The sequence below is a fragment of the Alkalihalobacillus deserti genome (genome assembly GCF_020734105.1).
In the GTDB taxonomy this organism is placed as follows: Bacteria; Bacillota; Bacilli; order Bacillales; family Bacillaceae_D; genus Halalkalibacter; species Halalkalibacter deserti.
In genome coordinates this window covers 102,204-116,937 of the sequence record NZ_JAJAFR010000002.1, presented here as the reverse complement: position 1 = coordinate 116,937, position 14,734 = coordinate 102,204, and the positions used below count along the sequence as shown (strand labels likewise).

The 14,734-nt window shown below is 37.1% G+C and carries 13 protein-coding genes and 1 pseudogene; 7 read left to right on the top strand and 7 right to left on the bottom strand.

Going from position 1 to position 14,734, the window contains the following annotated elements:
- Nucleotides 1–28: 28 nt before the first annotated feature.
- Nucleotides 29–376: pseudogene (locus LDX58_RS04155) on the bottom strand (biotin synthase BioB); the annotation flags it as partial.
- A 125-nt stretch (nucleotides 377–501) separates the two neighbouring features.
- Nucleotides 502–1,794: a glycosyl hydrolase family 18 protein gene (locus LDX58_RS04150; RefSeq protein ID WP_227935595.1), complete on the bottom strand. Its 1,293-nt coding sequence runs from the start codon at nucleotides 1,792–1,794 to the stop codon at nucleotides 502–504.
- A gap of 157 nt (nucleotides 1,795–1,951) precedes the next feature.
- Here LDX58_RS04150 and LDX58_RS26375 point away from each other — a divergent pair, with 157 nt between their 5' ends.
- Nucleotides 1,952–2,863 carry a CAP domain-containing protein gene (locus LDX58_RS26375; protein ID WP_308017448.1) on the top strand — a complete coding sequence of 304 codons (912 nt, stop codon included), beginning with the start codon at nucleotides 1,952–1,954 and terminating at the stop codon, nucleotides 2,861–2,863.
- 114 nt (nucleotides 2,864–2,977) lie between these two features.
- On the opposite strand, the gene hpf is transcribed toward LDX58_RS26375, so the two are convergent.
- Together hpf and LDX58_RS04135 are read right to left on the bottom strand one after the other, a co-directional pair.
- On the bottom strand, nucleotides 2,978–3,535 hold the full coding sequence (gene hpf / locus LDX58_RS04140) for a ribosome hibernation-promoting factor, HPF/YfiA family (protein WP_227935594.1): 558 nt from the start codon (nucleotides 3,533–3,535) through the stop codon (nucleotides 2,978–2,980).
- A gap of 193 nt (nucleotides 3,536–3,728) precedes the next feature.
- The gene (locus LDX58_RS04135) at nucleotides 3,729–4,784 is read right to left on the bottom strand and encodes a TRAP transporter substrate-binding protein (protein ID WP_227935593.1); all 1,056 of its coding nucleotides are present in this window, start codon (nucleotides 4,782–4,784) and stop codon (nucleotides 3,729–3,731) included.
- Between the two features lie 596 nt (nucleotides 4,785–5,380).
- On the opposite strand from LDX58_RS04135, the gene LDX58_RS04130 reads away from it, so the two are divergent.
- From LDX58_RS04130 to LDX58_RS04105, 6 genes are all read left to right on the top strand, one after another.
- On the top strand, nucleotides 5,381–6,952 hold the full coding sequence (locus tag LDX58_RS04130) for a spore germination protein (protein WP_227935592.1): 1,572 nt from the start codon (nucleotides 5,381–5,383) through the stop codon (nucleotides 6,950–6,952).
- Complete coding sequence (locus LDX58_RS04125; protein ID WP_227935591.1) at nucleotides 6,945–8,048, top strand: GerAB/ArcD/ProY family transporter; 1,104 nt, start codon at nucleotides 6,945–6,947, stop codon at nucleotides 8,046–8,048. Before LDX58_RS04130 ends, LDX58_RS04125 begins: the two co-directional genes overlap by 8 nt.
- Nucleotides 8,045–9,193 carry a Ger(x)C family spore germination protein gene (locus tag LDX58_RS04120; RefSeq protein ID WP_227935590.1) on the top strand — a complete coding sequence of 383 codons (1,149 nt, stop codon included), beginning with the start codon at nucleotides 8,045–8,047 and terminating at the stop codon, nucleotides 9,191–9,193. The genes LDX58_RS04125 and LDX58_RS04120 overlap by 4 nt, the downstream gene beginning before the upstream one ends.
- 12 nt (nucleotides 9,194–9,205) lie before the next feature.
- Nucleotides 9,206–9,430: a hypothetical protein gene (locus LDX58_RS04115; RefSeq protein ID WP_227935589.1), complete on the top strand. Its 225-nt coding sequence runs from the start codon at nucleotides 9,206–9,208 to the stop codon at nucleotides 9,428–9,430.
- Nucleotides 9,431–9,779: 349 nt separating this feature from the next.
- Nucleotides 9,780–10,337: a tyrosine-type recombinase/integrase gene (locus tag LDX58_RS04110; protein WP_227935588.1), complete on the top strand. Its 558-nt coding sequence runs from the start codon at nucleotides 9,780–9,782 to the stop codon at nucleotides 10,335–10,337.
- A gap of 44 nt (nucleotides 10,338–10,381) precedes the next feature.
- Nucleotides 10,382–11,887 carry a potassium/proton antiporter gene (locus LDX58_RS04105; RefSeq protein WP_227935587.1) on the top strand — a complete coding sequence of 502 codons (1,506 nt, stop codon included), beginning with the start codon at nucleotides 10,382–10,384 and terminating at the stop codon, nucleotides 11,885–11,887.
- Nucleotides 11,888–11,998: 111 nt separating this feature from the next.
- Here the strand turns inward: LDX58_RS04105 and LDX58_RS04100 are convergent, their stop codons facing one another.
- The 3 genes from LDX58_RS04100 to LDX58_RS04090 all read right to left on the bottom strand — a co-directional run bounded on the left by LDX58_RS04100 (nucleotide 11,999) and on the right by LDX58_RS04090 (nucleotide 14,428).
- On the bottom strand, nucleotides 11,999–13,153 hold the full coding sequence (locus LDX58_RS04100; RefSeq protein WP_227935586.1) for a F510_1955 family glycosylhydrolase: 1,155 nt from the start codon (nucleotides 13,151–13,153) through the stop codon (nucleotides 11,999–12,001).
- Nucleotides 13,154–13,546: 393 nt separating this feature from the next.
- On the bottom strand, nucleotides 13,547–13,693 hold the full coding sequence (locus tag LDX58_RS04095; RefSeq protein ID WP_227935585.1) for a hypothetical protein: 147 nt from the start codon (nucleotides 13,691–13,693) through the stop codon (nucleotides 13,547–13,549).
- A 189-nt stretch (nucleotides 13,694–13,882) separates the two neighbouring features.
- Nucleotides 13,883–14,428: an Hsp20 family protein gene (locus LDX58_RS04090; protein ID WP_227935584.1), complete on the bottom strand. Its 546-nt coding sequence runs from the start codon at nucleotides 14,426–14,428 to the stop codon at nucleotides 13,883–13,885.
- Between the last annotated feature and the right edge of the window lie 306 nt (nucleotides 14,429–14,734).

Genomic DNA, 14,734 nt, shown 5'->3' with positions numbered 1-14,734 from the left:
TGTCTATTTAATCCTAAATGAAGAGTAATTAATGATTTTTAGTTAAATTTTGTCTCATTTCTTCTACCGTTTCTACTTCAAAACTCATCAACATCTTATGGTCTACTGTTTCCTCTTGACCTCTGACGTTAAATAATCGCCAACAAAAATGGAATTAGCAGCATAAAGCCCTAACGGCTGTAATGAGCGAAGATTGACTTCTTCCTCTAGAAATACGAATTTCCTTAGATCGATTAACGAAATGGAACATCGCCAGAACTTTTAAACAATAAAGAGGATGTAAATCATTTACACCTTCTAACGGAGTGCCTTCAATGACATGTAAGAAGTTCACAGGAATGGAATCTGCGTCAAGTTCTTTTAAGCTTAGAGCCATTGCACCCACCTCTTTTTTGTAAACTTAAAATATCAATCGAGTTAACATAAATAAATCGAATTAATTTCTATTACTTTTACAAACAGAGGTGCCCCAAAGGATCACCTCTCTTTTAAGACCTTTTTCTAAACACGTTTATTCACATTAAAATTGGCATCAACAAGCAGCCAATTTTGAGGAAATTCCCATCCTAATACCCAGTAATAAAATCCGCGCAAACCAAACTCCTTAACAAGATCAAATTTGGCTTGAATACTTCTTGCATCTTCAAACCATACTTCGTGCTCTAGACCGGCTTCATCTATATAATTAAAATATGGTGATTGAGCACTTTCATCATACTCAATCGCGGCATTATTAGATGCCGCTAAGCGAATGGCTTCCTGATGATCAATCGCTTTAGCTCTTGTTTCTCCTTCTACAAACGGCAACGTCCAATCATATCCATATAAAGGAATTCCCATCATGATCTTGTCATTCGGCATGACAGAAGCTGCATATTCAATTACTCGCCTCACCTGGTTAATAGGGGCTACTGCCATTGGAGGACCACCCGTCCAGCCCCATTCGTAAGTCATTAAAAACACAAAATCCGCAATTTCTCCATGAGCTGCGTAATCATGCCCTTCATACAATACTCCAGTCATTCCTGGTTCCACTTTTGGCGCTAAAGCACTTGAAAGAAAGTATCCTCTTTCATCTACTTTTTCGCGCGCTCTTCTCATTAATTCGATATAAGCCTCTCGATTTTCGGCACCTAAATATTCAAGATCAAAATCAAGACCCAAATACCCTTTTTCCTCCATAATCGCCAATGCTTCATCGAGTAAGCGATTTTGCAACTCCACGTTTTGAAGAACCGTTGTAACGAGCTCCGTATCAAAAGCCCCTTCCACAAGATTAGTGATAACCATCAGTGGAACGACACGATCTGCATAAGCGGCATTAATAATGGCCTGATCATTAATCTGTGTTAACGTCCCATCGGCATTTAGTTCATAACTGAATATTTGTAAATAGGTTAAAAACTCTCCTACCTGATTCACATATTGCGGTGAATCTTCGCCGGTGATTTTTAAATCGACATAGGCTCCAACATCTATCGATGGTTTCTGTCTATAGAAATGATTGGGAATATACAGTTTAGATCCTTTGGGAAGGTTATTTAATGATTGAATTTGATTCACTTCTAGTATGTCTTGAATTGGTACTTGATACCTCTCGCTCACCTGACGTAAATTTTCTCCTTGAGCAAGCCAGTGTAATCGGCCTGCTATTGGAATAACAATTGCCTGCCCAACGACTAGTTGATCAGGATTAGGCAACTGATTAGCCTCAATAATGCCTTGATAAGGAACTCCATAAGTTTGAGCGATCCCCCATAGCGATTCCCCTTGTGCGACAACATGAATTTGCAAAAACTCGTCCTCCTCTTATTGACTTTTTATCCTTACAACAGTATTCAACTAAAGGTAAGGGAGTGCCTGACCTATGTAAAAAGATTAAATTTTTTTGTATGTTTTGAAACGAAATGAACAAGAATAAGAAAAAATGATTTCAAAAAGGAGCATCTATATGACAAATAAAAATATTACGTTTATGTTGATGATTTTATTTCTACTGTTAATTGTTGGTTGTAACAATGATAACAATGCTATGGAACAAGCAAATGTTGGAGAAGGGCAAATTTCAAGTGATTTCACAACCAACTCTAGCGAAGAATTCCCTCACACAAAACCAATTACCGTACAACATGCCAAATATGATTTCGAGGTTGTTCAATCCGCTCAGTTAACACGAAATGAAATCGAACGATTATTGCCACCAGAAATTATTAATCACCTTCCTCAAGGAATCGAACAGTTCTCTCCCGAAGAAGTTGCTCGACAACTACCAGAGGGCGTAACGCAACTAACACCAGAGGAAATTTCTCAAAAACTAAGAGCTGGTACTCCAGTGCAACAACAACCAGGCGCTCCTGCTGAAACGCCTACACAGCAACAGCCTGAAGTAACAGAGCAACCGCAACAACCTGCTCCTAAACAGCAACAACCTGAACCTCAGCCACATAAAGAAGAAAAACCTGCTCAGCCTGAAGAAACTGCGGATATAAGTGACATAGAGGCACAAGTAATTGAATTAACAAATGTAGAAAGAAGAAACAATGGCTTATCAGATTTACAAGCAGATGCTTCTTTAAGTAATGTTGCAAGGGCAAAATCAAATGATATGCAGCAAAATAACTACTTCTCGCACACAAGTCCAACCTACGGATCTCCCTTTGACATGATCCGTGATTTCGATATATCATATAATTCAGCTGGTGAAAACATTGCTCAAGGACAACGTTCAGCTCAAGAAGTTGTTCAAGCATGGATGGATAGTGAAGGGCATCGCGCTAACATTCTTAATGGAGATTTCACGCATATTGGTGTGGGATACCAACAAAATGGTCATTACTGGACGCAAATGTTTATTAGTAAATAATTTTCTATTGCTCAGGAAATAATTTGTCGAGCTTAATCGAAAGTCCTAGTCCTAAATGAAAAGTCAGCTCCCAAAGGAGCTGACTTTTCTATGAGTAAAGAGTATACTTAACGATTATTCTGTTTCAATAACAGCATATTTCCCATCATTTCTTTGATAGACAATATTAGTCAGAGACGTTTCAGCCTCAGTATAAACAAAGAACTGATGACCCAACATATTCATTTGCAAAATCGCTTCCTCAGCATCCATCGGTTTCAAATAAAACCGTTTCGTTCTCACAATATGATCAGTATTTTCTTCTGCTAGTGTTTCCGCTTCAGGTTCCATAATCATAATGGCATTAGCGGTATTCTTTCTCACAGCTTTTTCTTGACGAGGTTTGCGATTTACTTTTGTTTTATATTTACGAACTTGGCGTTCTAATTTATCAATAATTAAATCAATCGTAGCATACATGTTCTCATGCTGTTCTTCGGCACGAAGGAGTAAGGTTTTTAATGGAATAGTGATTTCTACTTTCGTATTTCTTTCATACACTTTTAATTTCACTTGTACTTCGGCATGAATAGAATCATCAAAATACTTGTCTAGTTTTTCAACCTTTTTAATAATGTATTTCCTGATTGCATCTGTAACTTGTAAATTTTCACCACGAATGTTAAATCTCATAAAAGATCTCCTCCTGAATCCTTACAAACTTTATTTGAACAGTTCTGAATACCTCTTACTGTTCCTATTTTTAGAATACTATTTAATTTCATTCACTTCTGTGATTAACATAACATCACATTTAACAATGATTCCTCTAAAGAAATAAAAAGTCTCAACTATCATAAATAATAGTTGAGACTTTTTATTGAAATTAATTACTATTTTGAATTCTCTCGATATAATCACCAAAGCGCTCTTCATGCTTTTCATAAACGGGTTGCACTTTCGCACGAAATGCTTCGATATCAACCTCGTCCATAGTAATGATCTGAACGCCATTATCGAGCAGATTTTGTTTTTGTTCCGCCTCTAACTCTTGAGATATATCTCTTTGGATTTGAGCATATTCCTTTCCAAGACTTACAATAACCTCTTGTACGTTTTCAGGCAATGATTCCAAAAGATCTTCATTGATGACAAGTGTTGCTGAAGAATAATAGAGTCCTGTCTCTGATAAATACTCAGTCTGCTCATACACATTTGTACTCCAAATCACCCCATATGAAAAATCCGATCCATCAATAACTCCTTGTTGCAAAGCTCCATACACTTCGGGAAATGCCATCGGAGTTGCGTTTGTTCCTAAAGCACTGTAAGTGTCTAGTAAAATTTCGCTCTCAATGGTTCGCATCTTTAATCCCTTTAGATCATTAGGCGATTGAATCGGATGTTTGCTATTAGCTATATGACGCTGCCCATTTTCCCAAAATGCAATTCCTTTAAAACCGGCATCCGACATCTTTTCTAATATTTCCTGACCTACTTCACCATCTAATGTTTTATAAACATGTTCTAAATCTCTAAATAAAAAAGGAAATTCAAGAGCAGTTACTTCTGGAACAAAGTTACTGACTACCCCAGTTGTGACGAGACTCATATCCAAAGTTCCTAATTGGATTCCTTCTAATAACTCTCTTTCCCCTCCCAAAGTCCCATTACCGAAGATCTCAAATTGAACTTGTCCATTAGTTGCTTCTTCAACGGCATCAGCATATGCTTCAAACCCTAACGCATAAGCTTCTCCATCTGGAGCGATATGACCTACTTTTATGGTGACGACTTCCTCACTCACTTTTGTTGATGTACCGTTATTTTCTTGGTCTGATGCTTTACTTTTAGTTGTGACTTCCTCTTGTCCCCCACATGCTGTTAGCCATAAAAGACAAATTCCTATAGATAGGATAGTTAATACCTTATTCATTTGCATCTTACTTCCCCCTAAAACTTTTTTCTACCTGTTTCACTTTAATGCATAAAAGCGTTTAAGTATTGACGTATTTTTATATTGTATACTATATTTACATGATTTTCAAAAAAAATATATTTTTTTGATAGTTGCAGTGAAGAAAGATTAAAAAATCCTATAAGCACTGGGCTCTTTAAGGAAGAAAAACTTTAAAATGAAGTAGTACATGAAGGAATAAGTCTCAATATTCCCCTTAAGGAAGAAGTTAGATCAAATATTTGCATCAGCTTCTTCCTTACCTTCTATCATTGTCAATGTTCCTCCAGCGTGTAATCTTCTGTTTTCTAGTAACTGTCTAGTTTTATTGACAAAAAACATAATTTCCACTTTATAATTCTACTTCTTATAAAAATTTAATTTCGTCCCTATTAGACTAACCACCTACGTTTTTTTAGTATATAACATTCCACAATATAAGCGCGATTACCAAATGACTGATTCATAAAACAGAAATCTGGGCAAAATCTGTATATTTCTAGTAATTAATGGACCAACTAAGAATGGAATTAGCCTAGAGAAGTACTATCGTATAGAAACGTTAGTAGGAGGGGGAAATTATGTTTTTTCGTCGGCACAAATTTATAGAAAAACAGCGCCAAAAAGAGGAACAAATGAAAAGTCAATTCGATAATCTCTCTCCCATACTAACTGAAAATTTAGAAACACTCCGTTTAATATATAGTGATTGTTCAGATGTCGTTTTTCGCCCTTTTTCTATTGGTGAACAATTTGAAGCGTATATCATCTATGTTGAAGGTTTATCCAACATTGAGGAACTGGATACAAATGTTCTTGGCCCCCTTATGCGGGAATCTGCAGATGCAGATAATGATAAAGATTTGAACTTTAGTGAATTAGTGACCAAAAAAATTTCTGTTTCAAAGATACAAGAAGTTCACACTTTTGCCGACTGTATTGAGCACCTAGCAAACGGGTTTCCAGTCATGCTAGTAGAAGGAGAAAACAGTGGATTTGCTTTAGGGTTGGCCAAATGGGAAAAGCGTTCCATAGAAGAACCTGCTACTGAATCTGTGGTACGAGGGCCAAGAGAAGGGTTTGTCGAAACATTAGGCGTAAATACGTCACTGCTGCGAAGAAAACTAAAAAGCCCTCATTTCAAACTAAAGTCAATGAAAGTCGGCCGTTACACACAAACAGAGATTAGCCTCGCTTATATTGAAGGAATTACAGATAAGACTCTTATTAAAGAAGTTGAAGAGCGTATACAGAAAATTGACATCGACGGGATCCTAGAATCTGAGTATATTGAGGAACTGATTGAGGATAACTCTTATTCTCCTTTCCCGCAATTGATGACAACGGAGCGACCAGATGTGGCTGTTTCAAGCTTACTTGAAGGACGTGTTGTCATCCTTGTCGATGGCACACCTTTTGTGTTAATCGCTCCGACTACTTTATTTTCTCTTCTACAATCTAGTGAAGATTATTATAAGCGGTTTATGGTTGGTTCAGTCATTCGCTGGTTACGGTATGTCCTTGTATTTATTTCACTTGTTTTTCCTTCACTTTATGTATCCGTCTTGAGTTATCATCAGGAAATGGTTCCGACTAATCTTATCGTGAGTATTGCTGCTTCCCGGGAAGGGATTCCTTTTCCAGCACTCGTCGAAGCGTTGCTAATGGAATTCACTTTTGAAGCGATCCGTGAAGCAGGGATTAGACTACCTAAGCAGGTGGGTGCTGCGGTAAGCATTGTGGGAGCACTCGTTATTGGTCAAGCTGCGATTGAGGCTGGTTTGACATCAGCCCCAATGGTTATGGTGGTGGCTCTTACAGGTATTGCTTCCTTTACGATTCCTAACTATGATTTTGGATTTGCGATCAGATTATTACGCTTTCCTTTAACGATTCTTGGCGGAATATTAGGACTACTTGGAGTTATGTTTGGTTTGCTTTTTATTATTATCCATCTCTGTAAATTACGTTCCTTTGGTGAGCCTTATCTGTCTCCTCTCGCGCCAATGGGAAGAGGATTGAGAGATGTACTTGTAAGGGAACCTTTATGGAAAATGAACACACGTCCTCATTTAAGCGGAGTATATAACAAATACCGGCAAGCACCTCATCAGAAGCCAGAACCAAAACGCGGAGGTGAAACAAGTGATTGAAAAAGGAAAAATATCTGCCCGACAAATGGCTATTGTCATGTATTTAACGATGTTGGCGACTAGTATTCTTTTTGCCCCGGCTATAACGAATAGAGAAGCAGGACGTGATATGTGGATTTCACCAATTTGGTCCTCTATCGTACTGTTTCTCATGCTCTACGTTGTTATGAAGCTCTATCAACTATACCCGAAAGGATCGATCATTGAACAAGGCAAACTTATTTTTGGCTCGGTACTTGGGAGAGTCCTTACCTTGCCGATTTTGCTTCATTTTTTCCATGCAAATAGTCTTATCACTTGGTCATATGGGGAGTTCTTGAGTGCTACCGTTCTTCCACAAACACCACTAGTTGTTATCATTGGAGGAATGGTTTTTTTGTGTGGGTTTGCTATAAATGGAGGGCTAGAGGTATTGACAAGGGTAGGAGAAGTGGTCATTCCTATTTTCTTAGTATTTATTATCGTGATGATTATCCTTCTCCTACCTGATATTGATGTTATGCAGATGCAGCCTATTTTCGGGAAAGGGATTGTTCCATCAATCAAGGGGGCTATTCCTCTTTTAACTTGGTTCAGTCAATTTTTTGTCCTCTCCTTTCTCTTGCCGTTTATTTCTGACCAAAAAAACAGTAAAAAATGGGGTGTCATTTCGATAGTAATGATCACAATGACAATGGTTGCAACGAATTTCATTGTTCTGCTCGTGTTTGGCAACGTAGTAGATAGTTTTACCTTTCCATTAATGAGTGTTGTTCGATATATTGCTGTTGCTGATTTCCTCTCCCATCTTGAGTCAATTGTTATGGCCATTTGGGTCGCTAGTGCGTTTATGAAAATAGGTATATTTTATTATGTAGTTGTATTGGGAACTGCTGAGTGGCTTAACCTTTCAGACTATCGTCTCCTCGTTTGGCCAATTGGTTTTCTGTTAGTAGTATTGACCATTTGGCAAGTGCCTAATGTGACCGAATACTATGCTTATATAGAATCATCAGAGCCCTTTTTAAGTCTCATTTTCAATACGCTGATTCCAATGTTCTTTCTATTTGTTGCTTACATACTAAGTAAAAGGAATAGAAAGGAGACCGAGGGGTGAAGAAGGTTCTATTAATTTTCCTTATTTTTGCGAGTAGCTTTGTTTTTCCTGGTTGTTGGGACCGACATGAAATTAATGATATTGCTCTTATCACGGGAGTGGCTTTAGATAAAAAGGAAAATAATTCAATTGAAGTTACGGTAGAAATCATTAGTCCGGGGATGGAGGCTGGAGCGACAGGCGGAGAAGGCGGTGGTGTTGGGAAAACAGTGACTAGGAGTGGAGTGGGAGTAAACATCGCTGAGGCATTAGAAAAGCTTCAAGAAAGACTTCCACGAAAAGTATTCTGGGGTCACTCGGAAGTATTTGTTATCGGAGAAGAACTAGCCAAAGAAGGGATTTCCGATGAAATCGAGTACTTTCTTCGACACCGAGAGCCACGAGTTAGAGCATACGTATTTGTCGCAAAAAATCGTGCAAAGGAAGTAATGGCATTACTTCCTCCTATTGAACCTACTTCAGCAGAAGTACTACGTGAAATGGCCATTTATGAGACATTTTTTAGTGTTACGTTATTAGAATTGATGCAAATGTTACAAAGTGACTCAGGAGTAGCTAATCTTTCAATGATACAAGTATTACCACCAGCAGAGGGAGGAAGCGACTTGGAGACGATTGCGTATATTTCTGGATCGGCTATCCTAAAAGAGGATAAAATGATTGGAACGCTAGATGATAGAGTTACAAGAGGTGTCAACTGGATAAAAGATGAGATCGAACATGGCAATATTTCCATTAAACCAAAAGAAGGAGAAGGATATATATCTGGGGCAATCCTTGAAGCCAATACGGAGCTCATCCCGGAAAAGGCAAATGGCCCGTGGAAAATGACCATTAAATCAGATGTTGTGCTTGAAGTGACTATTAACGAAACTAGTTTAGATCTGGGGATCCCTGAAGATATGGAAATCGCACAGAAAGAGGTCAACGAGCATTTGGAGCAACGAATGAAAGAAGCAGTTGAGGAGGTTCAAAAAGGAATGAAAGCAGATATTTTTGATTTTGCGAGGGTGATTGAAACAACATATCCTAAGGAATGGGAGAAAATGAAAGGAGATTGGGAGGAAATATTTCCAACTGTTCAGGTTACATTCGATATCAATACGGATATTATTAGAAGAGGTCAAGTCCAAGGGTTTAAGTGAGGTGGATAAGAAATGGAATGGCTTTACACAGTAGGTATCATCGTTGTCTTATCTCTGATCGTTTACTTTCAGTGGCCAATAATCAATCCAGACCAGAAAAAAGAAAAAATGACGTTTATGACACTACTCATTATTAGTTTGTTCCTGGCTGTCTTTCTTGTGTTCTTCCCAGATACGACAAGTCCAATGCAAGTATTAGAAAAGATCTTTAGGCCTTTAGGTAAGTTACTAAGTTAAACATTTTGAACCTTGTCAGTCGCTATAACACCAAAACCGTTAGTTTGACCAACCTTAAACAAAAGCCTCCATTCATAGTTAAAATGGCCATCAGAAAAACAAAGCTACACTGCTTTGTTTTTCTGATGAAACAGCCTTACTATCATGCCTATTAGAAAACTTGGTCTCCTTTCCTGTTCAGCCTCCTCGAATTATTGCTAATTCTTTCTTTTCACTTACATAACAGTAACTATGTAGAACCCACATTTACTTATAGTGATTATAATTATCTGAATTAAATATCAAATCCTATACGTTACATAAATCTATGTTATAATAGCTATATGTAACTCTATCAGGAGGTTGTATGATGGAATTTGTAGAGCCTATTCGTCAAGTTGAGAAAATTCTCATGATGAAACGCTATTTACGAAAACGTTCGAAACGGGACTTTTTACTATTCGTTCTTGGAATTAACACCGGTTTACGTATTAGTCAAATGTTAGAACTTTTGTACAGTGATGTCATAGACGAGAGTTCTCCCCGTGATTTCCTAGTCATTAACAACAAATCTCAAACGGAAAAAATTCATTTAAATAAAAATGTGAAACAAGCCATTCATAGTTATGTAAAACAAATGAATTACAGTAAGGACGATTATTTGTTCTTATCTTCGAATAAAAAAGGACCTATCACTCGACAGCAGGCTTATCGAATCATAAATCAGGCTGCCTTAGAAGCTGGCATTTTCGATAAGGTTGGTACGCATACATTACGGAAAACATTTGGCTATCACGGGTATAAACAAGGAGTAGCTATTTCTCTCTTACAACGACGTTTTAATCATGAAACACGTGGAGCTACTTTACGCTATATTGGAATTAGTGATGAGAAAAGTGAACCACCTCAAATAAATGTGAATCTTTAAGAAAGTAATTAGTAAAATAGAAAGGAAAAGGAGAGGATCACCTTATGCTGGATGGGATATTTAATACGGATTACTTTATTTTAATGGCTGCCCTCCTTTTAATTGCAGGTGTAGTGACAGCAAAATTCTCAACACGTCTTGGCGTACCAGCCCTTGTATTATTTATGTTGGTTGGGATGGTAGCTGGTAGTGATGGTATTGGTTTTATTTATTTTGATAATGCTAAATACGCTCAGTTAGTCGGTATATTAGCACTAGTGATTATCTTATTTGAGGGTGGTTTGCAAACAAAGTGGTCCTCCGTAAAACCTGTCACGGTCCCGGCATTATCACTTGCTACATTTGGTGTGTTAATTACATCATCTGTCGTCGCAGTTGCTGCTAAATTTATTTTAGATGTCACATGGCTAGAAGGATTTTTATTTGGTGCCATAGTTGGTTCAACAGATGCAGCTGCTGTCTTTGCTGTACTAAAAGGGGTAAATCTTCGTGAACGGCTTGGCTCTACATTAGAAGCAGAATCAGGAACGAACGACCCGATGGCTGTTTTCTTAACGATCTCTTTTATACAGTTACTACTGACAGACCAGCCTAATTATTTTCTTCTCGTTGGCTCATTTTTTTGGCAAATGGGGATGGGACTTTTGATCGGGTTAGTGCTTGGAAAAATCGCTACCTATGCCATTAATCGAATAAACCTGGATTCGAGTGGCTTATATCCTATTTTTGCAATGGCTTTTGCCTTATTAACCTATAGTGTAACTGGCCTAATCGGAGCAAGTGGCTTACTTGCAGTTTATGTAGCAGCACTTGTATTAGGAAATGCAGATTTGACTTACCGCCACTCGATCTTTCGTTTTAATGAAGGATTTGCATGGATGATGCAAATCTTAATGTTTGTCATTCTTGGATTGCTCGTATTCCCGGTACAGTTGTTCCAATTAGATATCATTGTAAAAGGCTTAATACTTTCCTTTATCTTAATCCTTATTGCCAGACCGATTGCCGTGTTCTTATCAACGATTGGAATGAAATTTGATTTAAGGGAAAAGATTTTTCTATCATGGGCCGGTTTACGAGGAGCGGTTCCAATTGTTTTAGCTACGTTTCCCATGATCTCTGGTCTTGCCAATAGCCAGTTATTTTTCAATGTTGTCTTTTTCGTTGTGTTAACTTCAGCTTTAATACAAGGGTCTACGATTACTCTTATTGCTGAAAAACTTAAATTAACCGGTACGAAAAAGGATACTCCCATTCATTCATTAGAACTTGTTTCCATCGGCAAAGCAAATGCAGAAGTTATTGAAGTCGAAATAAATGAAGATAATGCGTTAGTCTATCAATCTTTAGCTGAAATAATGTTTCCAAAAGACGTTCTAGTAAATGCCATTATCAGGAATGGTGATCTAATTACGCCTTATGGAGAAACAAGAATTCAAGCTGGCGACATGCTGTATATCCTTGTATCAAAACAAAGTAAAAAAGAATTGAAACGAATGCTTGATCAAAAGCATTCTTTAGATACCCATTTACAAGATGTTGCAAAATAATGATTAAGCCCATACGCAGATGGGTATGGGCTTAATTAAGCTTGCAGGAATTAGAAAACGCTCGGATTCTAGATCCAAGCGTATTTCTGTTAGAATTTAGTTGAGTTGCTCTTATTTTGCAGTCCCCTGATCAACAATCTCCATCCACGTTTCACCGCTATCTTTCGTAATAAATATATCTTTATTAAAAGTGGCAAAAACATATTCGTTCGCTTCTTGTGGATTTTGCCTTACATAAGCAATAACATCATCACTATTTAATTGAGGGATGTTTAGATCCGTTTGTTTTGTACCATCTAAACTAATAGACAATAACTTTCCTGGTACAGTGACCAATAGAGAATTACTGTGATCAAAAGATACTGCCACAGCACTCACATTTTCAAGTAAAGACTCAAATGAATTTCCATAGTCCGTAGATAAAAACACTCCACTATCTGTGCCAATCGCTACTACTCCATTTTCGGTTGGGTGAGCAGCTAGCGTAGAAGCTTGTCCAACTAACCCTTCTAGTTTACTTTGATTCCACGTCTTCGTTTCATCCGTTGAATAATAAAAACCTGGTTTATCCATTCTTGAGTTTGGTGCTGGATTAAATACATAGATGTCTTTTGTCTTATATCCGACAGTCATGCCGTGGAAATCTATTTCTTCGTATAAGTCTAGGATTTCTAAAGTCTTCCCTTTGTCTATACTCTTTACGATCCCAAATGGATCTGCCATTTTTGAGCCAGGAGCTGGGTGCCCACTGCTATAGAAGCCATCTTCCACCATCGAAAAGCCCATATAATCATGAAGCTCACCTTCTGTTTGATTAGACCACATACCCTCAGAGTAGATCTTTAATCCATCATGAGCAGGAACATAAATCTCTTGTCCATCAGCAGTATAATCTAACCCGTGGATATGCATAAAAGTAACTGCATCTTCAGTACTCTCGTTATTCTGCATAAATCCAAGAATAACGGCTGCTAATAACGGAATAACACTAATGAAAAGCACTGATTTTGATAATGTATTTAATCTATTTCTCTTAACACTTTCTTCTTTCTTTTTCATGTTTAAACTATTCATTTTCTTTTTCAAAAAGTACCACACGGCAATAAGCGCGGCGAATAAAACTATCGATGAAATGAGTCCATTTTTCAGCATTGAATTTAATAAAAGCTCTTGTTGATGTTCATCTTCCGTTCCGTGCGCTAAAACATTAATAGGAATATTTAACAAAGTTAAAAGCGCACCAATGCTGTATAGTAATTGTTTCATTTCTTCTTCCTCCTATAAATTAGTCATCATCATTTTTCTTCCAAATAAATAAACAATAAGTATGTGGGGCTACAACAATAGAATTCCTGCCCACATGCAGATGTTACCTTACCATTATTGCACACTAAATGGTATGTCAACACTAAATCAAATTTATAAGACGAGTGATCCGCACCAATGTTTTGTGAATACCTAAAAGATATTGCAGCTTTTCTTCCCTCCCTCTATTTTACTTATTATCTATCTAACTATACAAAACAAATATGATGAAAGTGTGAAAATAAGGAACTTAAAATTAACGAAGGAAAGCGGCCTTAGTAAAGTTACCATTTAGCAATTATTTAGAACGAAGAAACCCTTTAATTCAAATAGAATTAAAGGGTTGATTTCCTATTATTCGTTTTGTCCTTCTTCAATTTCTTCAGTTTGTTCCGACGGTTCTTCATCTAAATCAGGTTCTTCTGAATCGATGGCACTGCAACCTATAACCATACTAAAAGATAGGAGAGCTGTAGACACCTTAAGAAGATTTTTATTCATTCTTTATCCCTCCACTTTTATTTGACTACTTAGATCGCTTATATAGTGGTAGAATAAGGCATTAAAATACTTGGGGTAATCTACTATTGGTAATATTAAATGATCATAGAGAATTTTTTTGTTCTGAGCTCAAATCCTTTTGGGGCATTTCTTTCTTATGTTAACAGATTAGGAATAACACTCCTCCTTTTATAAGTCAAACGGGATCTCCAGTTCGTTTTTACTTTTACTACGCTGATTCCAACTATCCTTCGCTTTTTCAAACGTATAGGTTAGTATGCCGTTATCGTAACTTGACGAATAATCAGATGTGTTCACAGGCTTCTCAAGAAAAATTTCTCTTTCATAAATTTGCTGGGGCAACTCACTTTTTATTAATGATTCTCCTCCAGCTGGTTTTATAGAAGATGATTTAATTTTAAGTAAAAGTACTTGACCATTTTGGAAAACTATTTTGGCATGACTTAACCTAGATAAACCTGGTACAACAATGGACAGATAAATAGATTCACTACTTTCCCAAATTTCAATTGGAAGTATTTGTTTTGTTGCTTCTTTCTTTTGATTTTCATTAAATCCGTTAAAAGTTCCCCAAAAATCATCGGTCATGACTGAATTGTACTGCTTCACCATATTCTTAATCTGATGCAAATACTCGGGAGAAAATTGAGTTCCGTGCACTTGATTAAATGGAAATCCAGCCTTTTTTTGATTGAAAAAGTCCATTGGATTCATGATACTTCCCCTTTCTAACCTGTTATTTATTTAGTTTATTCAGGTTGATGCCCAGGAGTTCGTAGGTTTTCGTATCCAGTGTACTTCTTTAGAAATCTAATTACCGCCCCCCACTTCCATGAATAAAAGATATATTATGTGGCATACAGCTTATTAGATATGGATGGTGATAAAGTGTCAATTGGACATTTTCATTCACTATCCAAAAATACAGAGGTAAATCAGTTGAACTTAGAAATCATATGGAAAGTCTTTTAAAGAGATTGAAGGTAGAAGAGACCGAGGGTTGTGTTTTCTTCCTCGGCC